This is a genomic window from Nocardia sp. NPDC060249, from assembly GCF_042728755.1.
GTDB lineage: Bacteria > Actinomycetota > Actinomycetes > Mycobacteriales > Mycobacteriaceae > Nocardia.
In genome coordinates, this window is sequence record NZ_JBHXAQ010000007.1 from 350,803 (window position 1) to 375,684 (window position 24,882).

The 24,882-nt window shown below is 68.6% G+C and carries 23 protein-coding genes; 14 read left to right on the plus strand and 9 right to left on the minus strand.

All coding sequences use genetic code 11. The features are described 5' to 3' along the window. Positions 1-60: 60 nt before the first annotated feature. Together groL and ACFWFP_RS25035 are read right to left on the minus strand one after the other, a co-directional pair. Entirely contained in the window at positions 61-1,686 is a 1,626-nt protein-coding gene (groL, locus tag ACFWFP_RS25030) for a chaperonin GroEL (protein ID WP_379298838.1), read from the minus strand. Between the two features lie 242 nt (positions 1,687-1,928). Further along, positions 1,929-2,660 carry a Clp protease N-terminal domain-containing protein gene (locus tag ACFWFP_RS25035; RefSeq protein ID WP_379298840.1) on the minus strand — a complete coding sequence of 244 codons (732 nt, stop codon included), beginning with the start codon at positions 2,658-2,660 and terminating at the stop codon, positions 1,929-1,931. 72 nt (positions 2,661-2,732) lie between these two features. On the opposite strand from ACFWFP_RS25035, the gene ACFWFP_RS25040 reads away from it, so the two are divergent. After that, a complete protein-coding gene (locus ACFWFP_RS25040; protein ID WP_379298842.1) occupies positions 2,733-3,974 on the plus strand; it encodes a hypothetical protein in 1,242 nt (413 codons plus the stop codon). A gap of 99 nt (positions 3,975-4,073) precedes the next feature. Here ACFWFP_RS25040 and ACFWFP_RS25045 read toward each other — a convergent pair whose 3' ends face one another. The 5 genes from ACFWFP_RS25045 to ACFWFP_RS25065 all read right to left on the minus strand — a co-directional run bounded on the left by ACFWFP_RS25045 (position 4,074) and on the right by ACFWFP_RS25065 (position 8,221). Further along, positions 4,074-5,156 carry an NAD(P)/FAD-dependent oxidoreductase gene (locus ACFWFP_RS25045; RefSeq protein ID WP_379298844.1) on the minus strand — a complete coding sequence of 361 codons (1,083 nt, stop codon included), beginning with the start codon at positions 5,154-5,156 and terminating at the stop codon, positions 4,074-4,076. 84 nt (positions 5,157-5,240) lie between these two features. Beyond that, on the minus strand, positions 5,241-6,089 hold the full coding sequence (locus ACFWFP_RS25050; protein ID WP_379298846.1) for an RNA polymerase sigma-70 factor: 849 nt from the start codon (positions 6,087-6,089) through the stop codon (positions 5,241-5,243). Positions 6,090-6,286: 197 nt separating this feature from the next. Next, complete coding sequence (locus tag ACFWFP_RS25055; protein WP_101465424.1) at positions 6,287-7,168, minus strand: phosphatidylcholine/phosphatidylserine synthase; 882 nt, start codon at positions 7,166-7,168, stop codon at positions 6,287-6,289. After that, the gene (locus ACFWFP_RS25060; RefSeq protein WP_266294043.1) at positions 7,165-7,878 is read right to left on the minus strand and encodes a phosphatidylserine decarboxylase; all 714 of its coding nucleotides are present in this window, start codon (positions 7,876-7,878) and stop codon (positions 7,165-7,167) included. The genes ACFWFP_RS25055 and ACFWFP_RS25060 overlap by 4 nt, the downstream gene beginning before the upstream one ends. Before the next feature lie 70 nt (positions 7,879-7,948). Next, on the minus strand, positions 7,949-8,221 hold the full coding sequence (locus ACFWFP_RS25065; protein ID WP_301903856.1) for a GlsB/YeaQ/YmgE family stress response membrane protein: 273 nt from the start codon (positions 8,219-8,221) through the stop codon (positions 7,949-7,951). A 233-nt stretch (positions 8,222-8,454) separates the two neighbouring features. On the opposite strand from ACFWFP_RS25065, the gene ACFWFP_RS25070 reads away from it, so the two are divergent. The 5 genes from ACFWFP_RS25070 (at position 8,455) to ACFWFP_RS25090 (ending at position 13,373) form a co-directional block, all read left to right on the plus strand. Then, a complete protein-coding gene (locus tag ACFWFP_RS25070) occupies positions 8,455-9,480 on the plus strand; it encodes a beta-ketoacyl-ACP synthase III (protein ID WP_379298848.1) in 1,026 nt (341 codons plus the stop codon). Positions 9,481-9,671: 191 nt separating this feature from the next. Beyond that, positions 9,672-9,863, plus strand: a complete 192-nt coding sequence (locus ACFWFP_RS25075; RefSeq protein WP_379298850.1) for a hypothetical protein — start codon at positions 9,672-9,674, stop codon at positions 9,861-9,863. A 33-nt stretch (positions 9,864-9,896) separates the two neighbouring features. After that, positions 9,897-11,564 (plus strand): FAD-dependent oxidoreductase, encoded by a 1,668-nt coding sequence (locus tag ACFWFP_RS25080; protein WP_379298852.1) that lies wholly within the window; start codon positions 9,897-9,899, stop codon positions 11,562-11,564. Positions 11,565-11,575: 11 nt separating this feature from the next. Further along, the gene (locus ACFWFP_RS25085) at positions 11,576-13,033 is read left to right on the plus strand and encodes an ATP-binding protein (protein ID WP_379298925.1); all 1,458 of its coding nucleotides are present in this window, start codon (positions 11,576-11,578) and stop codon (positions 13,031-13,033) included. Next, entirely contained in the window at positions 13,026-13,373 is a 348-nt protein-coding gene (locus tag ACFWFP_RS25090; protein WP_378633825.1) for a UBP-type zinc finger domain-containing protein, read from the plus strand. The genes ACFWFP_RS25085 and ACFWFP_RS25090 overlap by 8 nt, the downstream gene beginning before the upstream one ends. A gap of 7 nt (positions 13,374-13,380) precedes the next feature. Here the strand turns inward: ACFWFP_RS25090 and ACFWFP_RS25095 are convergent, their stop codons facing one another. Further along, on the minus strand, positions 13,381-13,836 hold the full coding sequence (locus tag ACFWFP_RS25095; RefSeq protein WP_379298854.1) for a hypothetical protein: 456 nt from the start codon (positions 13,834-13,836) through the stop codon (positions 13,381-13,383). A gap of 76 nt (positions 13,837-13,912) precedes the next feature. On the opposite strand from ACFWFP_RS25095, the gene ACFWFP_RS25100 reads away from it, so the two are divergent. The 8 genes from ACFWFP_RS25100 to mnhG all read left to right on the plus strand — a co-directional run bounded on the left by ACFWFP_RS25100 (position 13,913) and on the right by mnhG (position 23,489). Next, entirely contained in the window at positions 13,913-16,156 is a 2,244-nt protein-coding gene (locus ACFWFP_RS25100; RefSeq protein ID WP_379298856.1) for an AAA family ATPase, read from the plus strand. Positions 16,157-16,228: 72 nt separating this feature from the next. Further along, the gene (locus ACFWFP_RS25105) at positions 16,229-17,506 is read left to right on the plus strand and encodes a hypothetical protein (RefSeq protein ID WP_379298858.1); all 1,278 of its coding nucleotides are present in this window, start codon (positions 16,229-16,231) and stop codon (positions 17,504-17,506) included. A gap of 114 nt (positions 17,507-17,620) precedes the next feature. Beyond that, positions 17,621-20,410 carry a Na+/H+ antiporter subunit A gene (locus ACFWFP_RS25110; RefSeq protein ID WP_379298859.1) on the plus strand — a complete coding sequence of 930 codons (2,790 nt, stop codon included), beginning with the start codon at positions 17,621-17,623 and terminating at the stop codon, positions 20,408-20,410. Continuing rightward, the gene (locus ACFWFP_RS25115; RefSeq protein ID WP_379298861.1) at positions 20,407-20,790 is read left to right on the plus strand and encodes a Na(+)/H(+) antiporter subunit C; all 384 of its coding nucleotides are present in this window, start codon (positions 20,407-20,409) and stop codon (positions 20,788-20,790) included. Before ACFWFP_RS25110 ends, ACFWFP_RS25115 begins: the two co-directional genes overlap by 4 nt. After that, positions 20,787-22,382 (plus strand): Na+/H+ antiporter subunit D, encoded by a 1,596-nt coding sequence (locus ACFWFP_RS25120; protein ID WP_379298863.1) that lies wholly within the window; start codon positions 20,787-20,789, stop codon positions 22,380-22,382. Before ACFWFP_RS25115 ends, ACFWFP_RS25120 begins: the two co-directional genes overlap by 4 nt. After that, positions 22,379-22,933: a Na+/H+ antiporter subunit E gene (locus tag ACFWFP_RS25125; RefSeq protein ID WP_379298865.1), complete on the plus strand. Its 555-nt coding sequence runs from the start codon at positions 22,379-22,381 to the stop codon at positions 22,931-22,933. Before ACFWFP_RS25120 ends, ACFWFP_RS25125 begins: the two co-directional genes overlap by 4 nt. Next, positions 22,930-23,190 (plus strand): monovalent cation/H+ antiporter complex subunit F, encoded by a 261-nt coding sequence (locus ACFWFP_RS25130; protein WP_379298867.1) that lies wholly within the window; start codon positions 22,930-22,932, stop codon positions 23,188-23,190. The genes ACFWFP_RS25125 and ACFWFP_RS25130 overlap by 4 nt, the downstream gene beginning before the upstream one ends. Beyond that, positions 23,187-23,489 carry a monovalent cation/H(+) antiporter subunit G gene (gene mnhG, locus ACFWFP_RS25135; RefSeq protein ID WP_379298869.1) on the plus strand — a complete coding sequence of 101 codons (303 nt, stop codon included), beginning with the start codon at positions 23,187-23,189 and terminating at the stop codon, positions 23,487-23,489. The genes ACFWFP_RS25130 and mnhG overlap by 4 nt, the downstream gene beginning before the upstream one ends. Here mnhG and ACFWFP_RS25140 read toward each other — a convergent pair. Next, on the minus strand, positions 23,486-24,838 hold the full coding sequence (locus ACFWFP_RS25140; protein WP_379298871.1) for a DUF5933 domain-containing protein: 1,353 nt from the start codon (positions 24,836-24,838) through the stop codon (positions 23,486-23,488). The two genes, mnhG and ACFWFP_RS25140, sit on opposite strands and share 4 nt — an antisense overlap. Positions 24,839-24,882: the final 44 nt, after the last annotated feature.

Genomic DNA, 24,882 nt, shown 5'->3' on the forward strand with positions numbered 1-24,882 from the left:
CGGTCCACCGTGATGGTGGACCGGCCTTCGTGACTTGCGTTGGGCTAGCTGATCAGGAGATCAGAAGTCCATGCCGCCCATGCCGCCGGTGGGGTCGCCCGCGGGGGCGGCCTTCTCCGGCTTGTCGGCGACGACTGCCTCGGTGGTGAGGAAGAGCGCGGCGATGGAGGCCGCGTTCTGCAGGGCCGAGCGGGTGACCTTGACCGGGTCGGCAACGCCGGCGGCCAGCAGGTTCTCGTAGACACCGGAGTCGGCGTTCAGGCCTTCGCCCTCGGGGAGGTTGGAGACCTTCTCGGCCACGACGCCGGGCTCGAGGCCCGCGTTGAAGGCGATCTGCTTGAGCGGAGCCGACAGCGCGACGCGCACGATGTTGACACCGGTCGCCTCGTCAGCGGTCAGGCCGCTGAAGCCGTCGAGCGCGGGGGCGGCCTGCAGCAGCGCGACGCCACCACCGGCAACGATGCCCTCTTCGACGGCGGCCTTGGCGTTGCGCACGGCATCTTCGATGCGGTGCTTGCGCTCCTTGAGCTCGACCTCGGTCGCGGCACCGGCCTTGATCACCGCGACGCCGCCGGCCAGCTTGGCCAGACGTTCCTGCAGCTTCTCACGGTCGTAGTCCGAATCCGAGGACTCGATCTCGGCGCGGATCTGCGCCACGCGGCCCTTGATGGCCTCCGCGTCGCCCGCACCCTCGACGATGGTGGTCTCGTCCTTGGTGATGACGACCTTGCGCGCGGTGCCGAGCAGCTCGATACCGGCGGTCTCCAGGGAGAGGCCGACCTCTTCGCTGATGACCTCGCCACCGGTGAGGATGGCGATATCGGCCAGCTGGGCCTTGCGACGGTCACCGAAGCCCGGCGCCTTGACGGCGACAGACTTGAAGGTGCCACGGATCTTGTTCACGACCAGGGTCGACAGGGCTTCGCCCTCGACGTCCTCGGCGATGATCAGCAGCGGCTTGCCGGCCTGGATGACCTTCTCCAGCAGCGGCAGCAGGTCCTTGACCGTCGAGATCTTGGACGAGACGAGCAGGATGTACGGATCCTCGAGGACCGCTTCCTGACGCTCGGGGTCGGTCACGAAGTAACCGGAGATGTAGCCCTTGTCGAAGCGCATGCCCTCGGTGAGCTCCAGCTGGAGCCCGAAGGTGTTGCTCTCCTCGACGGTGATGACACCTTCCTTGCCGACCTTGTCCATCGCCTCGGCGATGAGCTGGCCGATGGCCGAGTCGCCCGCGGAGATACCAGCGGTAGCAGCGATCTGCTCCTTGGTGTCGATCTCCTTGGCGGTGTCGAGCAGCTTGGCGGTGACGGCCTCGACGGCCTTCTCGATGCCACGCTTGAGGCCCAGCGGGTTCGCGCCGGCCGCGACGTTGCGCAGACCTTCACGCACGAGCGCCTGGGCGAGCACGGTGGCGGTGGTCGTACCGTCGCCCGCGACGTCGTCCGTCTTCTTGGCGACTTCCTTGACCAGCTCGGCGCCGATCTTCTCGTACGGGTCCTCGAGGTCGATCTCCTTGGCGATGGACACACCATCGTTGGTGATCGTGGGGGCGCCCCACTTCTTCTCGAGCACGACGTTGCGACCCTTCGGGCCCAGCGTCACCTTGACAGCGTCGGCGAGGGCGTTCAGACCCCGCTCGAGACCGCGACGGGCCTCTTCGTCGTACGCAATTGTCTTGGCCATTGCGTTGAGATCCTCCACATGTCTATGGCTGACACACGAGACGACCGCAGGTTGGATCGCCCCAAAGTTACGCTGGCCAGGTGCGGTGCCCGCGACGGACGACCGAGGGTGTCGATGGAACCCGATCTCACCACCCCGACCTGGCACTCAACAGTCACGAGTGCCAAGCCATTTTTAGCACTCGACTGACGAGAGTGCAAGGTCGCGCCCGGCACGACGAACACACCGGACGCGACCGCCCGTCACGCCTCGTCCTGCACCGAGGCCAGGAACTGATTCAGCAACTCGACGAGTTCGGCTTCGACGACGGCTTTGTCAAGGCCCAGACCGCTGAGTACGCCCGTGCCGTTCTCCTGTTCCAGCAGAGCCAGCAGGACGTGCTCGGTGCCGACGTAGTTGTGGCCGAGCCGCAGCGCCTCGCGAAAGGTGAGCTCGAGTACCTTTTTCGTGTCGCCGTCGAACGGGATGAGAGCGGGCACGTCGCCGTCGGCGGCGGGCAGCGAGGCGGTCGCGGCATCGCGCACCGCGTCCAGCGCGACGCCCCTGGCGATGATCTCCTTGGCGGCCAGACCCTCCGGCTGACCGATCAGACCGAGGATCAGATGCCCGAGTGCGATCTGACCGCTCCCCGAGGCGCGGGCCGCCTCCTGGGAGCCGACGACCACCTGCCGAGCCCGGTCGGTGAACTTGGCGAAGCCGGCCTGCGGGTCCATGGCAGCCGTGTCGCTCGGCCCCTTGGGTACGAATCGTTTCTGGACGGCCTGCTTGCTGACGCCCATGCTGGCGCCGATGTCGGTCCAGGAGGCGCCGGACCGGCGAGCCTGGTCGACGAAGTGGCCGATCAGATGATCGGCGGTCTCGCCGAGGTGATTGGCGGCGACCACCGCGTCGGAGAGCTGGTCGAGGACGTTGTCGGGGCGGGCCTTCTTGATGCCGTCGATGAGGTCGTCGAGGCGAAAGTTCGGAGTGCTCATGCGTCAACCATAGGTTGACGATAGTGGATCGTCAACGGTTGGTTGACGGCAAATTCCTGGCAGAGTGTCGCCATGGGGAGAATCCGGCGCTGGGCGCCGCGCGTGGTGGGGATCGTCGTGACGGTGGCATGCCTGGTCGGGGCCGGGCGCCTGCTGTGGCCGCAGCCGGGGCTTGACGAACAGCCGGGGTCGACCGCGCGCCAATTGGCCTTCGTACGCGACGCGCTCGACGAAGGCTCGGATACCGCTGCGCAGCAACTGTTTCCGGAGGGGTATGTCTTCTCGAACGTGCTCTACGGTCTCGCCTGGGTGCAGGCCGCGCACACCGATTCCGGGCTGCGCGATGACGCGCTCCGTGAATCACGATGGGCGCTGGCACGCGCGGAATCCGACGAGGGCCGTGCGGTGTTCAGCCCCGGGTTGCAGCCCGCGTACGGGGTGTTCTGGGCCGGGTGGACCAACTGGTTGCGGGGCGCGATCTTGTCGCTCGATCACTCCGATCCCGCCGCGGTGCAGCGGTTCTCCACGCACAGCGCCGAGCTCGCACAGGCCTTCTCGGCGGCAGGCACGCCGTTTCTCCAGGCCTATCGGGGTCAAGCATGGCCGGTCGATTCGACGGTCGCGATCGCGTCACTTCGGCTACACGACAAGCTGTTCGGCGCACAGTACACAGCGGTGATCGATCGGTGGCTGGAGCAGGCGAAGACCCGACTCGACCCCGCGACCGGTCTACTGCCGCATCAGGTTTCACCGACCGACGGATCGATGCTGACCGGCGCCCGGGCAACCTCGCAGACAGTGATACTTCGGTTCCTGCCCGAGATCGACCCAGCATTCGCCAAGAGCAACTACGCGCTGTACCGAGACCGATACCTGACCTATCCAGGCGGTTTCGGGCCCGCCCTTCGCGAATACCCGAAGGGCGTGGACGGGAGCGGTGACGTCGACTCGGGACCGTTGGTCGCCGGGGTCAGCCTTTCCGCCACTGTCGTCGCCCAGGGCGCCGCCCGTGTGAACGGCGACAGCGCCTTGGCGGCCGCGATCGGCTCCGAAGGCGAGCTGCTCGGACTGCCGGTCAGCCTGCCCGGCTCCAAGCGGTACGCCTTCGGCCTGATGCCCATCGGGGACGCGTTCGTGGTGTGGTCGTCGACGGCACGTCTGCTGACCGAACCGACGACGGCGCTCGAACGAGATGTGCGCTGGTGGTGGCGGCTTCCATGGCTCAGCGTGCTCCTCGCGCTCGCGATCGCGCCCTGGGCACTGCCGCTCACCCGACGCCGGTGGCCGCGCAGCAGACGAGACACCGCCACCTGACCGCACCGGGCGACCCCGGCGCAATCGCCCCTCTTCGCGGCCCCCGGTCAGATCTGACGCAACGGCCGCGAAGAGGGCGATTACGCCAGTCCGGTCGAACTATCGCAGGCCCACTGTGAAGGCAGTGCCGCGCACGATCAGTTCCTTGATCAGCGCGCCGACACGGCCCGTGATCACCGTGTTGGTCGGGGTGTCATCGGCCTTGACGACCTGGAACACCGCGTCACGGCGGCCCAGGCTGATGCACTGCGCGACGTAGCGGCCCGTCATCGGCTCGGGTTCGCGGCCACGCGCCCGCGCCGTGATCGCCCCGACCACGTACTGACCGGCGGGAATCGCTGTCGCGCACGCCATCCGCAGCGGGCGGCCGTCCACGCCGGCCATCAGCGCGGCATCGCCGACGGCGTAGATGTCGGGGTGCGAAACCGAGCGCAGCGTGTCGTCGGTGCGGATACGGCCGTCGTCGGCCACCTCCAGTCCCGCGCGACGAGCCAGATCGGGGACGGTGAAACCGGTGGTCCAGACGGTGGTTTCGGCGGGCACCAGGGTGCCGTCGGCGAGCCGAACCGCGTCGGACAGCACCTCGACAACCTTGACACCGGAACGGATTTCGACACCGGCCCGCGTGAGCGCATCCCGGATCAACTGGTGCGCGCGCGGTGAGAGCCAGGCGCCCGGATCCTCGGTGCCGAGCAGGCTGATCCGCGAATCCGGCTGCGACTCAGCGAGTTCGGTGGCCAGTTCGATCCCGGTCGGGCCCGAGCCGACGATGACGATCTGACCCGACAGTTCCGTCAGGTCCTCGGCGGTGGCGACGAATGTCGCATGCTCGGCCGCACCGGGCACGGCGTCGCGGTCGGCCTGGCTCCCGAGCGCGTAGACGAGGGTGTCGTAGTGCAGCGTCCACTCCCCGTCGAGGGCGACGATCTTGCGCTCCGGGTCCAGGTCGGTGACCCGCGCCTGGAGGAATTCGATGCCCTTGCGTCCCAGCGACTTCCGCAGGTCGAGCCGCTTGACCGGCTGGCCGGCGGCGGCCTGGTGCAGGCGCACCCGCTGGACGAATTCGGCGCGGCCGTCCACGACGGTGATCTGGGTGCCGCGAGTCTTCTTCGCGAGGGCGCGGGCCGCGGTGAGTCCCGCGTACCCGGCGCCGAGGACGACGATCCGATGCTGACCGGTCATGGTGTGGCTCCTTCTCTCGAAATGCCTACACACACCAGACCGATCAGCCCCCGAGTTCCTGACAGGTTTTCGAAGTGATCTGGATCACACAGTTACGGCGGCCAATTTGACCGGGTTCACGACCGTGCGAACCGCCGCGATCGAGCCCGCTTCGTCGAAGTCGAAGACGAGGACACCGGCCGCAATCTCGTCCTGGATCAGGATCAGACCCACGTCGCCGTTGATCTCGGTGAATTCGAACCGCGACGTGGGGCTGAGGAAGCGCCGCAGGTTGGACAGGTAGCGGGCGACCACATCGCCACCGACCACCGGGATCTTGGCCGCGACCACCCGGCCGCCGCCATCGGCGACCGATACGACATCGTCGGCGAGCAGTTCGCGCAGACCGTCCACATCGCCGGTCGAGGCCGCCTGCAAGAACTTCTCGATCATCGTGCGCGCGTGCTCGGCCGACACCACGAAGCGCTGTTTACCGGTGCGCACCCGCTGACCGGCCCGATGGAATATCTGCTGGGTGTTGGCCACGGTGAGATCGAGCATCTCCGCGATCTCGGCATGGGAGTAGCCGAAGGCCTCGCGCAGCACGAACACGGCGCGTTCGATCGGGCTGAGCCGTTCCATCGCGGTGAGCACGGCCAGGGAGACCGACTCTCGTTCCTCGACGGTCCCCAGCGGACCGAGCGCGCCGCCGCCGGTCGGCACCGGCTCCGGCAGCCACTGCCCGACATAGGTCTCGCGCCGGGCCCGAGCCGAAACGAGCTGTGTGCGACACAGATTCACGGTGACGGTCGTCAACCACGCTTCGGCAGTGGCGATCTCCGCGCGGTCGGCCAGCGCCCACCGCAGATAGACCTCCTGGACAACGTCCTCGGCCTCGCTCGCCGCCCCGAACATGCGATATGCCAGCGAGAAAAGCCGCGGCCGATGCTCCATGAACTCTGTGATATCGGCGGCTGGCGCCGCGGGGTTTTCGGCCCTGTGGGCCTCGAATCCGAGGGGCGATACTGCGCCTTCGGCGTTCCGTCTCGCCCCTCGGATCCGAGGCGGCCGAAAACCGTGGCCCTCGGGTGGAGGAGGTGGCGTTGATTGCTCCATGTCGAAACGTCCAGTCGCGGGAGTCGTATGCCAGTTCAGTCGTCGTTGCGTGGACGACGCAGACGCAGGCGCGCCGATCCACGGATCGCCGGTCGGCGGATCGCGGGCATCCGCCGCTGCGCGCGCCGTTGCGCCCGCCGCTCCGCCGGCTTGTGCTGCCAGGTCTCCGGGCGCGCGGCCACCCAGCGGGCGGACCGCCAGGCGAACGGGATGTGCGCGAGGTAGAGCGCGACCAAGATCAGCAGCAGCACGATCGGGTACGTGACCAGCAGCGCGGCCGCCAGCGCGGTGAGCACCAGCAGCCCCGCCGCGGCCTGGGGAGCGACCGACACCGACTTCATCGCCAGGGTCGGGATCGTGCTCACGCACAGCAGCGCGGCGAAGACCGTCCAGGCGGCGACGAAGGCGAAACTGTCCCACCAGCCGTCGCCGAACTGCACCTTCAACGCGATCGGCACCAGCGCGATCAACGCTCCAGCGGGCGCGGGGACGCCGACAAAGTACTCCCGTGCCCAGTTGGGCCGGGAATCGTCGTCGAGCAGGGTGTTGAAGCGGGCAAGGCGCAGGACCAGGCTCACCGCGAACAGCAGCGCGACGATCCAGCCCGCGCTGTTGCCGTCGAGCAGGGTCACGTAGATGACCAGCGCGGGCGCGACGCCGAACGAGATCGCGTCCGAGAGCGAATCGAGTTCGGCGCCCATCTTGCTGGTGGCGTCGAGCATGCGCGCGAGCCGCCCGTCGAGGGTGTCGAGCACGGCGGCGGCACCGACCATCGCCAGCGCGATCCCGAGTTCGCCGTCGAGCCCGAACTTCACTGCCGACAGGCCGGCGCACAGCGCGAGAATGGTGACGACGCTCGGCAGCAATCGCACCGAGCGGGGCCGTTTGCGAGGTGCTGTGCGAGCCTGTTCGATCATCCCAGCACAGCCAGGACTGTTTCGGCCCCGATCGTGCGCTGTCCGGGGGCCACCAGCAGTTCGGTGCCGACCGGGAAGTACGTGTCGACGCGGGACCCGAACCGGATCAGGCCGTAGGTGTCACCGATGGTGAGCAGGTCACCGACGCGGGCATCGCAGACGATGCGACGGGCCAGCAGACCGGCGATCTGCACCACGACGACCTGCTTGCCGTCGGCGGTGTCGATGACCATGCTGTTGCGCTCGTTGGCGTCGGAGGCCTCCGGCAGATCGGCCGAGAGGAATTTACCCGGCTGATGCAGCACCTCGCGCACGGTTCCCGACACCGGAACGCGCTGCACGTGCACATCGAGCACCGACAGGAAGATGCTGACGCGCGGCAACGGCTGATCGCCGAGTCCGAGCTCGACGGGCGGCACCGCGGTGTCGACCAGCGCCACTTCACCGTCGGCGGGCGCGACCACGATGCCCGCCCGGTTCGGCGGCACGCGATGCGGGTGCCGGAAGAAGGCGGCGCAGGCGGCGGCCGAGGCCAGACCGGCCCTGCGCACCCATTTGTTACGTCCGCCGATGACCGCCACCGCCAGCGGCACCGCCACGAAGGGCAGTCCGGCGGGATGGAGTGGGGGTACAGCGGCCCGCACCAAATCGACGACATGTCCGACGCCGGTGGTATCGGGCGTGCCGGGCGGGGTGGGGCGGCGTGCCACGGGCTCCCTCTTTCGTGTGATGACTACAAGCGATCACACCTTACGGGAAGCCCGCGGCAAGCACCTGTGGTCAGTGGACCGATTTACGCCCGGTGAACAGCTTCACCAGGTACAACAACACGCAGGCGCCCACCAGACAGGTGATGAAGCTGAAAATCCAGCCCGCGCCTTCGACATCGACGCCGAACAGGCTCAGCACGAAGCCGCCGAGCAGACCGCCGATGACCCCGACGACGATATTGAGCAGGATGCCCTGCTGCGCGTCGGTCTTCATGAACTTGCTCGCGATCCAACCGGCCAGACCGCCGATGATGATCCAACTGATGATGCCGAGTCCGAGCATGCTGTCCTCGATCCCTCGAAGGGTCGGCGAGCAATCGCCTTGTCACCAAGATACCCCCGGCGCCCTTGTGACAATCGACACTCGGATCACGAGGCGCTAATATGAGGAAGCCTCATGTCTGAGCGTTCACATGGTGTCCACGCACGGGTAACGGGCGATGAGGGACAGATTTCGATGCTTCGGGTACACCCAGCGGTGCTGCCGCAGGTTGACAGGTACATAGGAGACGCACAATGGCTCGAATCGCCCAGACGACGGGTACTGAGCACACCGCCATCCTCGGATTGGGCGTCTACCGCCCGGCTCGGGTGGTCACCAACGACGAGGTCGCGGGGCCGATCGACTCCAGCGACGAGTGGATCCGCACCCGGTCCGGCATCAACACCAGGCGCTTCGCCTCGGACGAGGAAACCATCCAATCCATGAGCGTCGCCGCCGCGCGCGACGCGATCGCCGCCGCCGGGGTGCAGGTCGACCAGATCGACTGCGTCATCGTGGCGACCTCGACACACCTGATGCTCACCCCGGCCATCGGCCCCCGCATCGCCACCGAGCTGGGCATGACCGGCGCGGCCGCCTTCGACATCTCGGCGGGCTGCGCCGGGTTCTGTCACGCGGTGGGTATGGCATCGGACCTGGTCCGCGCGGGCACCTCGAATCACGTGCTGGTGCTCGGCGTCGAAAAACTCACCCCCACCGTCGACTTCACCGACCGTGCGACAGCCTTCCTGTTCGCCGACGGCGCGGGCGCGGTCGTCGTCGGCCCGTCCGCCGAACAGGGCATCGGCCCCACCGTGTGGGGTTCGGACGGCACGCAGCACCACGCGATCCGCCAGACCAAGGACTGGGTGGAGTTCTTCGACGAGATCGAGGAGAAGGGCACCGACGCGGTGCGCCCCTACCTCACGATGGAGGGCACCGCGGTGTTCCGCTGGGCCGCGCACTCGCTGGAGAAGGTGTGCCGCGACGCGATCGACCGCGCGGGCCTGACCACCGGCGACCTCGACGCGATGATCCCGCACCAGGCCAACGGCCGGATCATCGAGATCATGGCCAGGGTGCTCGAGCTACCGGAGCACTGCGCGCTCGCCAACGACATCGAGGATTCCGGCAACACCTCGGCAGCATCGGTCCCCCTCGCGATGGAGGCGCTGCTGCGCAAGGGCGAATCGAAGCCGGGCGACACCGCGCTGCTGATCGCCTTCGGCGCCGGGCTGTCCTACGCGGCACAGGTTGTCACCATGCCCGCCTGGAAATAGCCGACCAGCAAATTCCCAACCAACCGGGGTGGCCTGCGCCGAAGCAGGCCACCGACCGGTTGACTCGCCGTGTCCACGTTGTCCCACTTGCACCAACTCGGACAGGCTGGCAAACTTTTCGCTACCGACGTTCAGCTGATCGACGAAGCTCAGCCTCCAGCGTTCCCGTCGTCAACCCGAGGTGATCGGCCGTGAAACTGCGCTCACTCCTGCCACGCAGGTACATCAACGAGGTCCCGCTCCTGCCGAGTATCGGCCCGGACGACGCCTTCACGCTCCCCAGCGCGTTCGTGCCCCGCGGCACCCGTCTCAAACGCGAGGAACGCCTCGAACGCCTCCTCACGCCGACCGAACTCGACCTGGTCCTGCACCACCAGCTCTGACGGCTACCTCACAGCAGGGGGATACTCGATCAAGTGAGCACTCCCTCGGTAACCAAACCGGCCATTCTGAGCGTTGACGACGATCCCGGCGTATCACGTGCCGTGGTGCGCGATCTGCGCCGCCGCTACGGCGCCGATTATCGGATTCTGCGGGCCGAATCGGGACCGCAGGCACTCGAGGCGCTGCGCGAGATGAAACTGCGCGGGCAGCCCGTGGCGGTGCTGATCGCCGATTACCGGATGCCCGGCATGGACGGGATCGAATTCCTCGAGCAGGCGATGGACCTGCACCCGTACGCGCGCCGGGTGCTGCTCACCGCCTACGCCGACACCGACGCCGCGATCAACGCGATCAACGTCATCGATCTCGACCACTATCTGCTCAAGCCATGGGATCCGCCGGAGGAGAAGCTGTACCCGGTGATCGACGGGCTGCTCGAGGTGTGGCGCAGCGCCGAGCAGCGGCCGGTGTACGAGACCAAGGTCGTCGGCGATCGATGGTCGCCGCGGTCTTCGCAGGTGCGAGAGTTCTTGGCGCGCAACCAGTTGCCGTATCGGTGGTACCCGGTCGACGAGCCGGAGGGCACCCGGTTGCTGGAGGCGGCGGGCGCCGACCCGCTGACCTGTCCGGTGGTGATCACGGCCGCGGGCACCGCGCTGATCCAGCCGACCGACAGCGAGCTCGCCGAAAACGTCGGGCTCACCGTCGAACCCAGCGGGGACTTCTACGATCTGATCGTGGTCGGCGGCGGACCCGCCGGGCTGGGCGCGGCGGTCTACGGCGCGTCGGAGGGATTGCGCACGGTGCTGGTCGAGCGCACGGCCACCGGCGGACAGGCGGGGCAGAGCTCGCGGATCGAGAACTATCTCGGATTTCCCGACGGGGTGTCGGGCTCGCAGCTGGCGGATCGGGCGCGACGGCAGGCGGCGAAATTCGGCGCGGAGATCGTCACCACTCGCGATGTGGTCGCACTCGAGATCAACGGGTCGGCGCGCACCGTGCGATTCGCCGATGGCGGAAAGCTGTGCGCGCATACGGTTCTGATCGCGACCGGCGTGGACTATCGACGTCATCCGGCGCCGGGTGTGGACGAATTCACCGGGCGCGGCGTGTATTACGGTTCGGCGATGACCGAGGCGGCCGAATGCGCCGAGCAGGAGGTCTACATCGTCGGTGGCGCCAATTCGGCCGGCCAGGCGGCGGTATTCCTGTCCCGCAACGCCCGTCGCGTGCACCTGGTTGTCCGGGGCGACTCCCTCGATCGGTCGATGTCGCACTATCTCGTGCAGCAGATCGCGGGCATCCCGAACATCGTCGTGCACACCGAGACCGAGGTGGTCGGCGTCGACGGAGACACCCATCTGGAACGAATCATCCTGCGCGACAACAGCACCGGCACCGAAGACAAGGTCGACGCGCAACGGCTGTTCCTGTTCATCGGCGCCGCGCCACAGACCGGCTGGCTCGACGGCGTCGTCACCCGTGACGCTGCCGGATACGTGCTGGCCGGACCCGACCTGATGGTCGACGGCGCGCGACCACCCGGCTGGGAACTGCCGCGCCCACCGCAACACCTCGAGACCAGCGTCCCCGGCGTGTTCGTCGCCGGCGATGTGCACGCCGAATCCGCCAAGCGGGTCGCCTCGGCGGTCGGCGAGGGCGCGATGGCGGTCATGCTCGTCCACCGGTATCTGGCGTGAGTGAGGACTCCATGATCTGCGATCCGGAAGAACTGCGCACTCTGTTCCTGTTCGAGAAGCTCGACGACTCCCAGCTCACCGAACTGTGCGCCGTCGGGCGCATCGAGTACGTCGACCCGGGCCCGGTGTTTCGCGAGGGCGAACCCGCCACCTGCTTCTACGTGCTGATCGACGGCGAGGTCCGGCTGACCAAACTGTCCGGCGGTGTGGAGATCGAGATCAACCGCACCGACCATCGCGGGGTGTACGCGGGCGCCTGGATGGCCTACCTGGGCGACCGGGCGAACCAGGACTACAACGGCTCGATGTACGTGCTGCGCCGCTCCCGGTTCCTGGTCATGGACGCGGCCGATTTCTCCCGGATCATGCACGAGTGGTTCCCGATGGCCGTGCACCTGCTGGAGGGCGCGTTCTTCGGCGGGCAGAAGTCGAGCCAGCGGATCGCCGAACGGGAACGGCTGCTCGCCCTGGGTTCGCTCTCGGCCGGGCTCACCCACGAGCTCAACAATCCCGCCGCCGCCGCGGTGCGCGCCACCTCCGGCCTGCGCGAACGCGTCGCCGGGATGCGGCACAAACTGAAGATGATGGCCGAGGGCAAGTTCCCGGCCGACGCGCTGGTCAAGCTCGTCGAGATGCAGGAGCAAGCCGCCGACCAGGTCGCCAAGGCACCCGACCTCAGCCCCCTGGAAGCGGCCGACCGGGAGGACGCGCTGGCCGACTGGTTCGAGGAGCGCGGCATCACCGACGGCTGGAATCTCGCGCCGACCTTCGTGCAAGCGGGCCTGGACACCGACTGGCTCGAGGGCGTGCACGCGACCCTGGAAGCCTGTCAGGCGCCGGTGTTCGAGGGCGCCGTGCGCTGGCTGAACTACACCATCGAGACCGAGTTGCTGATGAACGAGATCTTCGACTCGACCACCCGCATCTCCACTCTCGTCGGTGCGGCCAAACAGTATTCGCAGATGGATCGCGCGCCCTATCAGGTCGTCGACCTGCACGAACTGCTCGATTCCACCCTGGTGATGCTCAACCGCAAACTCGGTGACGGCATCCGTGTGGTGAAGGACTACGACCGCGCTCTGCCGCCGATCCCCTGCTTCGCCGCCGAACTCAACCAGGTGTGGACCAACCTGATCGACAACGCCGTCTACGCGATGGGCGGCGAGGGCACCCTGACGATCCGCACCTTCAAGGAGAACGACTGCGCCGCGATCGAAATCGGGGACACCGGGCCGGGCATTCCCCCCGAGGCGCGGGGCCGGATCTTCGAGCCGTTCTTCACCACCAAACCGGTCGGCGACGGTACCGGGCTCGGCCTCGACATCTCGTTCCGGATCGTGGTGAACAAGCACAACGGTGACATCCGGGTGGAGTCGGAACCCGGCAACACGCGCTTCGTCGTCCGCCTGCCGTTGCACCCGGCGGCGGAGGATGTGAGCACACCTACTACAGGAGGTCTAGATGGCTGAAGCGGGGATCGATCCGAGCGTGCCGCCCAGTGGCGCCGGTTGCGTCGAGTGCGACGCGAGCGGCGGCTGGTGGGTGCATCTGCGCCGCTGCGCCGAATGCGGGCATGTCGGCTGCTGTGACAGCTCCCCCAGCAAGCACGCGACGAAGCATTTCGAGGCCACCGCGCACCCGTTCATGCAGAGCTACGAACCGGGCGAGGACTGGTTCTACAACTTCGCCAGCGGCGAGATGTACAGCGATGGTCCCGAGCTCGCCGCGCCGACCAGCCATCCCACCGATCAGTCCGTCCCCGGACCGGCCGCGCGGGTCCCCGCGAACTGGCAATCGCTGCTCGGCTGAACGGCGGCTAGGGCTTCATCCCGGCGGCGTCGGCTACCGGCTTGTCGGCATTGGCCGGGACGAGGCAGACCAGCTTCACGGTGCTGAGCGCCACGTTGGGGCTGCCCTCGAACGGACCACCGGGGTGTGCCGCGAGGATCTGATCGATGGCCTTCTTCTCACCGTCCGGGTCGAGCGACTTGAACTGCGTGCAGGTGATGTCGGTGCCCGAGGTCGGCGCGGCGCTCGACGTGGGCGCCTTGGTGGTGGTGGCGGGCGCGCTGGAGCTCGGCGTGCCCTTGCGCAGCCCGCTCGCATCAGCGGAGTCGTCGGACCCGCACCCGACCAAGGTCAGGGTCAGTGCCCCGGCGGCCAGAACGGCGAGGGAGATTCGGTTCATCTGCTGCTTTCCCGGGTAGATCGCGGCGCCGGCACCTCCGGCGCGTCCGGTGCAGCGTACCGACTGGCGGCGATAGTTCGTCATGTCAGCCAGAATGGCCGTCTGACCTTGCGAGCGGCCTATAGATTCCTGATCGCGCCGCGAAGGGCAGAATGGGGCGGTGGCTGAACTTTCGCTCACCGCCCGGCTCAATCCCTCCGCAGCCGACGCCCGTCGCGGGGTGGTGCGCCTGCACCCCGAGACGCTCACCGCGCTCGGCCTGCGCGAATGGGACGGCATCGCGCTGATCGGCGCGCGCAGGACCGCGGCGGTGGTGGCGAAGGCCCCCGCGGACAGCCCGCCGGGGGTGGCGCTGCTCGACGACGTGACGCTGTCGAATGTGGGATTGCGGGAGAACGCGGCGGTGACCGTCGCCCCGGTGACCGTCTTCGGCGCCAGACAGATCTCGCTGAGCGGCTCGTCGCACGCGATGGCCAGTGTTCCGGCGGCCACCCTGCGGCAGGCGCTGCTGGGCAAGGTGGTGACCGTGGGAGACACGGTGTCGCTGCTGCCGCGTGATCTCGGACCCGATATCAGCTCCTCGGCGGCCACCCAGGCGCTCTCGCGCGCCTTCGGAATCGCTTGGACCACCGAACTACTCACGGTGACGGCGATCGAGCCGAGGCCGGGACCGGTGAGCGTACAACCGAATTCGGCCGTCGGCTGGGGTCCGGGTGCGGCCGCGATCCAGCACACGGTGGAACGTGACGGCGACATGCAGTCGTCGGGGAGCACATCGGGGCAGCAGTGGTTCCCCGAGCCGGATCAGCCTGCCTCGGCCGCCGTGACGGTGAGTTCGGGGAGCACCCCGATCCAGATCGAGGATCTGGCAGGAGTGCAGAGCCAGGCGGCCAAGCTGGCCGAATGGCTCAGCTTGGCGCTGGATGAACCGGAGTTGCTCAAGACGCTCGGCGCACCGGCGCATCTCGGTGTCCTCATCACCGGGCCCGCCGGGGTCGGCAAGGCCACCTTCGCCAAAGCCGTCGCCGCACCGCGCCGCGTCATCGAGCTCGACGGGCCGAGCGTCGGCGCGACCGAGAGCGGCACCCGGCTGCGTGAGGTCGCCGAGGCGGTGGCCGATGTCGCCACCGGGCAGGGCGGCGTGCTGCTGATCACCGATATCGACGCGCTGCTGCCCGCCGAGGCCGAGCCCGTCGCCACCCTCGTTCTCGACCAGCTGCGGGCCGCGATGCGCGCACCGTGCGTCGCCCTGCTGGCCACCACCGCCCATCCGACACAGGTGGATTCGCGTCTGCGCGCTCCGGACCTGTGCGATCGCGAACTGGCGTTGCCGCTGCCCACCGCGGCGATCCGGCGTGCGTTGCTGGAACAGCTGCTGCGCAAGGTGCCCGCGGGAAAACTCGACCTCGATGTGGTCGCCTCGCGCACACCGGGTTTCGTGGTCGCCGACCTGACCGCGCTGTGCCGGGAAGCCGCCGTGCGCGCGGCGGGCCGCGCGAGCCGAGAGCACACCGAACCCGAACTCGTCCAGAACGATCTGATCGGCGCGCTCGACGTGATCCGCCCGCTGTCCCGTTCGGGCACAGAGGAATTGGCGATCGGCTCACTCGACCTCGACGACGTCGGCGACATGATCGAAACCAAACAGGCACTCACCGAATCGGTGCTGTGGCCGCTGCGCCACCCCGACTCCTTCGCCCGCCTCGGCATCGAACCGCCGCGCGGGGTCCTGCTCTACGGGCCACCCGGCTGCGGCAAGACCTTCCTGGTGCGGGCACTGGCAGGGACCGGCCAGCTCAGCGTGCACGCGGTGAAAGGCGCGGAGCTGATGGACAAGTGGGTCGGCTCCTCCGAACGCGCGGTGCGCGAGTTGTTCCAGCGCGCCCGCGACTCGGCCCCCTCGCTGATCTTCCTCGACGAGGTCGACGCGCTCGCCCCCCGCCGCGGCCAGAGCAGCGACTCCGGGGTGTCGGACCGGGTGGTCGCGGCGCTGCTCACCGAACTCGACGGGGTCGAACCCCTGCGCGATGTGGTGGTGGTCGGTGCGACCAACCGCCCCGAATTGATCGACCCCGCACTACTGCGGCCGGGCAGGCTCGACCGCCTCGTCTTCGTCCCGCCGCCGGACGGCCCGGCCCGGCTGGAGATCCTGCGCACGGCGGGCCGCTCGGTCCCGCTGGCCGAGGATGTCGACCTGGGCGCGCTGGCAGAGGATCTCGACGGCTACTCGGCCGCCGACTGCGCCGCCCTGCTCCGCGAGGCCGCGCTCTCGGCACTGCGCCGCGATATGGCCGCCGCCGACGTCACGGCCGAGGACGTGGCCACCGCCCGCGCGAGCGTGCGGCCCTCGCTCGACCCCGCGCAGGTCGAATCGCTGCGCCGCTACGCCGAGAGCAGGGCGTGAAGCCGAACTCGCCGTCCTGATCCGGCCGCGACATCCCCGGTGCGGGCGTGCTCCGCCGGTAACGTCGGCAGAGTGCCCAAGATCGGTGATGGTCTGGACGTGGTCACGGCGTTCGCCGGCGCCGCGGCCGCGGGGATGTCGCTGTTTCTGCCGTTCAGCTTCGGTGACGATTCGTCGATCGATTCGCCGTACCGCGTCACCAGTCTGATCAACAGCGTGCCCCGCGCGGCCGCACTCGGTCTCATCGTCGCTGTCGTCGTCGCCGTGCTGGCCAGGCCCATCACCCGGCCGGGGCTGATCTGGCTCACCGCGACGGGCGGGGCGGCGGCGCTGGCGATCAACTACCTCATCGGCGAGGCGATGACCTCCGCCGACGTACTCACCACCCAGAACTACATCGACTCGCTGTGCGGCGGTGTGCTGTTCGGGGCGCTGTGCATCTGCGCGTGGCGGATGCGCTGGTCCGCGGTCGGTTTCGGGCTCGGGGTCCTGGTCGTGTTCGTCTACGGCGAAGTCGTGTCGGTGTTCAACTCGAACGACTCGGCGACGGCGGACAAAGTCGTGCACACCCCGTTCTGGCTGGTCGGCTCCGCAGTCGTGCTGCTGGCGGTGAACACCGTGCGCCATCGGCACGGCATCATGCTGCCCGCGGTGCCGCGGATGGCGGCGGATCTGCCGATCGCCCCGATCATCGCCACCACCGTGCTGTCGCTGTCGCTGCTGATCGCCACCGAGTGGCTGGGCCGCGAGTTCGACGGCCGCCGCGGCAACTCCTGGCAGATCGCGCTCGCCGTGATCGTCACGCTGGTGGCGGCCTTCGTGGCCGCCGCGCTGCTGCCCGGCCGTGACGGCACCGGCGTGCTGATCGCCGTGAGCATTGCCGCGGCCGCCGATGCACTGGGTGACGCGCCCAGCCTCGGCTGGCATCTCGTCCTCGTTCTCGTGCTCGGTGTGGTCGCCATCCTGGCGGGCCTGCGCTGGGCGACACCGTGGGGCGTGCTGCTCGGTGCCGCCGCGATCTGCGGTTTCGCCATTGTGGCCGAACATCTTCCGTGGGCGTTCGTGTGGACGGCGGGGGTGGTCCTGTTGACCTGTGTCGCCGGTTTCGGTATCGGCTCGATCCGGGTCAGCTACCTGCCGAGCGCGATACCGGCGCTCGGCGCGCTGTACCTGCCGTCGATCCTGTGGTCGATCCCCACCGGGCAGCGGCACTGGCCGACGGGCGATACCGCCGTCGCCGATCAAGTGCCGGGGCAGGTCGCTCTGGCCATCACCGTCGGCGCCGCGGCCGGACTCGCGGTGCTGTACCAGATCCGGCCCACCGGGCAGCCACGGGCGGCGCAGCCATAGCCGCACCGCCCGCGACATGGCCGACGCGACAACCTCGGTGCCGCCGAACATCGCGTCCGCGCCCGTAGGATCGGGGCGCGCTACTCGACCGCTACCTACCCGACGGAGGGGGAGTTGCTAGCCGTACTGCTCGTTCACGCACTGGCCGCCCTCCTGGCCCCGCTGTGTGTACGAGTGCTGGGCCGCAACGCTTTCTACCTGCTCGCCCTGGTACCACTGGGCAGCCTCGGCTGGGTGATCGCGCACTGGGGAGACACCGTACGCACGCACGTGCAATGGGCGCCGCAGATCTCGATGGACATCGATCTGCGTTTCGATGCCCTGTCCGCGGTGATGTGCACACTGGTACTCGGCGTCGGCGCGCTGATCCTGGCGTACTGCGGGCGGTACTTCGAGCGTGACGAGGTCCGGCTCGGGGTGTTCGCGGCCGAGCTGACCGGGTTCGCCGGTGCCATGTTCGGGCTCGTCACCAGCGATAACATGCTGCTGCTCTACGTGTTCTGGGAAATCACGACGGTGCTGTCGTTCCTGCTCGTCGGCCACTACGCCGAGCGCGCGGTCAGCCGAAGGGCCGCGATCCAGGCGCTGCTGGTGACCGGCGCGGGTGGGCTGGCGATGCTGGTGGGGATCGTCATCCTCGGGCTGCGCTACGACAGTTTCCTGCTCTCGGAGCTGCTCGCGGCGAGCTCGGTCCCGGCCGGGAGCGCGGTGCCGGTCGCGATCGGCTTGGTGCTGATCGGGGCGATCAGCAAATCGGCGATCGTGCCGCTGCACTTCTGGTTGCCCGGCGCGATGGCGGCGCCGACCCCGGTGAGCGCGTACCTGCACGCCGCCGCGATGGTGAAAGCCGGTATCTACCTGGTGGCCCGCCTGGCGCCCGCGCTCGCGCAGACACCGCCGTGGCATCTGATGCTGTTGCCGCTCGGCATCATCACGATGCTGCTGGCGGGGTGGCGGGCGATCCAGGTGCACGATCTGAAGCTGGTGCTGGCGTTCGGCACCGTCAGCCAGCTGGGTCTGATGATCACGATGATGGGCATCGGCACGCCCGACGCGGCGCTGGCCGGGCTCGCGCTGCTGGTGGCGCACGGGCTGTTCAAGGCGTGCCTGTTCATGGTGGTCGGCATCATCGATCACGGCGCGGGGACCAGGGATCTGCGCAGACTGTCCGGGCTCGGCCGGCGCGCGCCGGTGCTGTGCGCGATCGCGGTTCTCGCGACACTCAGCATGGCCGGGCTGCCGCCGCTGCTCGGTTTCGTCGGCAAGGAGTCCGCACTCGGCGCGCTGTGGTCGGCCGAGGTGCTGAGCGCGCCGGTGCGGCTGGCCCTGCTGGCCGGGGTCACCGTCGGTTCGGCGTTCACCGTGGCCTACAGCATCCGATTCGTCTGGGGCGCTTTCGGAGTCACCGCCAATCCTGAGCGCACGGTCACCTGGCACGCTCCCGGCCCGCTGCTGCTCGGTCCGCCCGCGGTGCTCGCGGTGGCCGGGCTGGCGGGCGGTCTCGACACCCAGGCGGTCGATCGATGGTTGAGCCCCTACGCCGAGTCGCTGCCGGGCGAGCTCGACACCCATCTCGCGCTCTGGCACAGCTTCACCGGACCGCTCGCGCTGACGATCGTGATCGTCGCGGCCGGCATCGCGCTGTTCCTGATCCGCGGCCGGATCGGCGAACCCGCGCACCCGCGTCTCGGCAACGCCGATCGCAACTACGACGCGGCGCTGCGCGCGATGGACCGGCTGTCGTTGCGGATCACCGGAACTGTGCAGTCCGGTTCGTTGCCCGCCAGCCAGGCCACCATCCTCGGCACGCTCATCGTGTTGCCGACGGTCATGCTCGCGGTCGGTACGCGAACCGGAGTGCAACTGCGACTGTGGGATTCACCGTTGCAGGCGGCGATCGGCGCGATCATGATCGCGATGGCGCTGGCCGCCACCGTCTTGCGCAACAGGCTGGCCAGCGTGCTCGTCGTCGGGGTGACCGGCTACGGCTGCGGCGTGATCTTCGCGCTGCACGGCGCCCCCGATCTCGCGCTGACCCAATTCCTGGTCGAGACACTGACTTTGGTCGTGTTCGTGCTCGTGTTGCGCGCCTTTCCGGCGGAGATCGCCGAAAGTCAGGGCACGGCGTTCAAATTCCGCCGGGCCCTGCTGGCCATCGGCGTCGGCATCACCGTCCCCGTGCTCGCCGCGTTCGCCATCGCCGCCAAGCACGGCAACCCGATCTGGGACGCCATCCCCGATGCCGCCTATCGGATCGGCGGCGGCAAGAACGCGGTCAACGTCCTGCTGGTCGACATCCGCGCCTGGGACACCCTCGGCGAGATCTCGGTGCTCGTCGTCGCCGCGACCGGCGTGGCGTCGCTGGTCTTCCGCAGCCGCCGCTTCGGCAGCGCACCCCGCGCCGCCGATTCCCCGAACTACGACCCCGACGCGGTGAGCTGGCTGCCCGCCGCCCGCCTGCTCGATCGCCGCGAACGCTCGATGGTCCTGCAGATCACCACCCGGCTGGTCTTCCCCACCATCATGGTGCTGTCGGTGTACTTCTTCTTCGCCGGCCACAACGCGCCCGGCGGCGGCTTCGCGGGCGGACTGGTCGCCGGATTGGCCCTGACCCTGCGCTACCTGGCGGGCGGCCGATACGAACTGGGCGAAGCGCTCCCGGTCGACGCCGGGCACCTGCTCGGCGCCGGACTCACCCTCGCCGCGGGCACCGCGACCGCGTCGCTGCTGCTCGGCGCACCTCCCCTGTCCTCGGCGATCATCGAGGTGACGCTGCCGCTGCTGGGCCACCTCAAACTGGTCACCGCCAGTTTCTTCGACCTCGGCGTCTACCTGGTGATCGTCGGGCTGGTGCTCGACGTCCTGCGCAGCCTCGGCGCCCGCCTGGACAAGGAAATCCGATGAGTGCCAACCTCGTTCTGCTGATCACCATCGGTGTGCTCACCGCGTGCGGTGTCTACCTGCTGCTCGAGCGGGTGGTGTCGAAGATGCTGCTGGGGATGATCCTGCTCGGCAACGCGGTGAACCTGCTGATCCTCACGATGGGCGGCCCGGACGGGAAGCCACCGATCCTCGGCAGCGACGACACTTCCCCCGCCGGCCTGGCCGATCCACTCGCGCAGGCCATGGTGCTCACCGCGATCGTGATCACCATGGGTCTGGCGGCCTTCGTGCTCGCGCTGGCCTATCGCTCCTACATGCTGACCACCACCGAAGACGTGACCAACGACCCCGAGGACGCTCAGGTCGCCGCCCGCCGCGAACGGGAGGATCCCGAACAGTGACCCTGTCCCCGGAGCTGTTGCCCGCCATCGCCGCACTGCCCGTGCTGGTTCCGCTGCTCGCCGCCGCGGCGACGCTGGTGTTCGGCCGCCGCCCACGGCTGCAGGCGATGATCACGCTGACGGCGCTGTCGGTGGTGCTGCTGATCAGCGCCCTGCTGCTGTATCTCGCCGATCGCGACGGCACCACCGCGGTGCAGGTGGGCGGCTGGCCTGCCCCGATCGGCATCACGCTGGTGGTGGATCGGCTCAGCGCCGCGATGCTGCTGGTCTCGGCCTTCGTGCTGCTCGTGGTGTCGATCTACGGTGCGGGACAGAACATCTCCGACGGTGGCGAACACCAGCCGACCTCGATCTACCGGCCCACCTATCTGGTCCTGACCGCGGGCGTGTCGACCGCGTTCCTGGCCGGTGACCTGTTCAACCTGTTCGTCGGCTTCGAGGTCCTGCTCGTCGCCTCGTTCGTGCTGCTCACCGTCGGCGCCACCGAGGAAAGGATCCGCACCGGCATCGCCTATGTGATGGTGTCGATGGTGTCGTCGCTGATCTTCCTGATCGGCATCGGCCTCACCTACGCGGCGACGGGCACCCTGAATCTCGCGCAGCTGGCCGTGCGCCTGGAAGCGACGCCCAGTGGCGTGCGCACCGCCTGCTACGCGGTGCTGCTGGTGGCGTTCGGGATCAAGGCGGCGGTGTTCCCGCTGTCGAGCTGGCTGCCCGACTCCTACCCCACCGCGCCCGCGCCGGTCACCGCGGTGTTCGCGGGTCTGCTCACCAAGGTCGGTGTGTACGCGATCATCCGCACCCACACGCTCTGGTTCCCCGACGGCGCGTTCGACGACATCCTGCTGGTGTGCGGACTGGCGACGATGATCGTCGGCATCCTCGGCGCCATCGCGCAGACCGATATCCGGCGTCTGCTCTCGTTCACGCTGGTCAGCCATATCGGTTACATGGTGTTCGGTATCGGCCTCGCCACCACCGCGGGCCTCACCGGCGCGGTGTTCTACGTGGCCCACCACATCCTGGTGCAGACCGCGCTGTTCCTGGCTGTCGGACTGATCGAACGCCAGGCCGGATCGGTCTCGTTGCGCCGGATCGGCGGACTGGCGACAGCCAGCCCACTGCTGGGCGTGCTGTTCCTCGTCCCCGCCCTGAATCTCGGGGGTATCCCGCCGTTTTCGGGTTTCATCGGCAAAGTCACACTCCTGGAAGCCGGAGCCGCCGAGGGCAGCGTACTGGCGTGGGTGCTGGTCGCGGGTTCGGTGATCACCAGCCTGCTCACGCTGTACGCGGTGGCGCGGGTCTGGAGCAAAGCGTTCTGGCGACCACGCGAAGAGGCGCCCGAAGGCCATCTCACCGCCGCGAATCTGCCTACGCTGGTGGAGGATTCGACCGACGTGTACTACGAGGACCGCACCGATCCCGGCCGGATGCCGGTACTGATGGTGCTGGCCACCGTCGGACTCGTCGGCGCCGGCCTCGCGCTCACGGTGTTCGCCGGACCGGTGCTCGGCATCGCCGAACGCGCCGCCGACGACCTGAACGACCCGTCGGTCTACATCGACTCGGTCCTCGGCCCGGTGCTGCGATGAGCCGACTCGTGAACCGCGACAACATCCTTCGCGTCGCCGTGCTGATCTGGCTCACCGCCGTCTGGGTCGCGCTCTGGGGCGATCTGAGCGTGGCCAACACCGTCGCCGGGGCCGTCGTCGCACTGATCGTGGTCTTCGGCCTGCCCCTGCCGCTGGTCCCGGTGTCCGGGCGCTTCCATCCGCTGTCGTTTCTCGAATTGGTCGCTGTCGGAACCTATTACGCGCTCGAATCGAGCCTGCAGGTGGCCTGGTTCGCGATCCGGCCCAGCGGTCCGCCGGTCTCGGGCGTGCTGCGCGTGCACCTGGGCATCCAGTCCGATCTGGTGCTGGTGATGTGCACCGACCTGCTCAACCTGATTCCCGGCACCATGGTCCTCGAACTCGACCGCGCGCGCTGCGTGGTCTATGTCCACGTGCTCGATGTGGGCAGTGACGAGGCGGTCGTGAAGTTCTACCGCACCACCCGGCGTCTGGAGCACCTGATGATCAATGCCTTCGAACGACCGAGCGAACGCCGTCGCGTCGAAACGCCACCGGAGGTGCAACCATGACTGTCGTGGCCGTCATCGCCGCTGTCCTGCTCACGGCCGCCGCGGTGATCACCAGCTATCGCGTCCTCGCCGGGCCGAGCACCCTCGATCGCGTCGTCGGCATCGATTCACTGATGGCCATCGCCGCGGCCGGGCTCGCGGTATGGGCCGCCTACAGCGGCGACACCACGGTGATCCCGGCCATCGTGGCGCTCTCGCTGGTCGGCTTCCTCGGGTCGGCCGCGGTCACCCGATTCCGGGTCAGGGACGACCGATGAGCGCGTGGGAATGGGTGTCGGCGGTGCTGATCCTCACCGGCTGCGCACTGGCGTTCACGGCGTCGATCGGCATCGTCCGCTTCCCCGACACCCTCACTCGCATGCACGCCGCCACCAAACCACAGGTGGTCGGCCTCATGCTGGTTCTCGTCGGCACCGGCATCGACATCCGGGACGACGTCAATGTCTGGATGCTGGTCCTCACCGGCCTGTTCACGATCATCACCGCGCCGGTCATCGCCCATCTCCTCGGCCGCACCGCCTATCGCGAACAGCGCCACCGCGACGGGTTGTTCTAGGTGGCGGGCGTCGCGATTCGCTCGAGGGCCGGTGCGGGCGCGCTGGCGAACCAGGTGTTGTGGAAGGCGATCGCGACCGCGGCCAACAGCCCGATGACGATCGCGCCCGCGGCCACCGGATACTCCGCCATCGGCACCGCCAGATACCGGTAGGACAGCAGCAGCCCCGCGAACACCGCCACACCGAAGCCGACCAGCCGGATCCTGAAGCCGCCCCACCCCCGCTCGGGCGCGCGCAGAGCCGACTCGACGGTCAGGCACAGCACCGCGCCCGCCACGAGGTCGACGCCGTAGTGATACCCGAAGCCCAGTGTCGCGGTGACCGTGGCGGCCAGCCAGAACGCCCCGCCCCAGCGCATCCAGATCGGGGCGCGTGACCCGTCGACATCGCGACGGGTGTGGATGAACAGCGACAGCGCCCACGCGGTGTGCATGGAGGGCATGCAGTTACGCGGGGTGAACTCGTCGAAGACGAGGGCGGCCGGGTTCGACTCGAGCGGCGGCATCGCGGCGGGCCAGAAATTGCCCACCTGGAAGCCGTGCCCGTCGGCACCGAACGCGAACATCGGCCCGACCACCGGGAACAGCACATAGAACAGCGGCCCCACCAGACCGAGCACCAGGAAGGTGCGCACCAGATAGTGACTCGGCCACAGCCCGGTCGTGACCACCTTGCGCAACTGCCACACCGCCACCGCGATCGCGGCGACCGGCAATTCGATGTACACCCAGTGCAGCACGGCGTACACCTCGGGCCCGAGCACCTCCAGCACCCGCCCGACGACCCACGACGGATCACCGAGCGCGTGATCGGCGAGCAGCACGTATTCGTCGAGCACGGTGGGGCGCACCGCCGAAGTCAGGTGCAGCCACACATCGCCGACCTTGGTGGCCAGCACCAGCAGCGCACCGAGTGCGACGGCTCGCAACGCGTCAGCGCGCTCGCGACCCCGCCAGCGCACTGCCGCGACGACCGCCAGCGCGGCCAGCACGATCGTGGGTCCGTTGCCGACGGTGAACTGTTTGCCGTCGATGAGTCGCAGCGCGACCCACACCGCGTCGATCCCGATCGCGGCGGCCAGCGCGAACACCCTGCGGCGGGTGGAGATCCCGACGAGCGCGAGCACCAGTCCCGCCCACGGCACCGACATCGATTTGGGCGTACCGGCGAAGTCGCGAGCCAGGCTGGCCAGCGGTCCGTCGAAACCCATGATCCACGCGACGATCTGCAATCCGACCAGCAGCGCGAGCACCGCGGCCACCCCGGCGACGGCGAGTGTGCGTGGTTCACGCAGACGCGAACCGAGGGTGGCACCCCCCGCAACGGCGCGCGGATGTTCGACAAGCATCCGACCATCGTAAACGGCGGGTGAACGCCGTCTCCCCGCGCAGC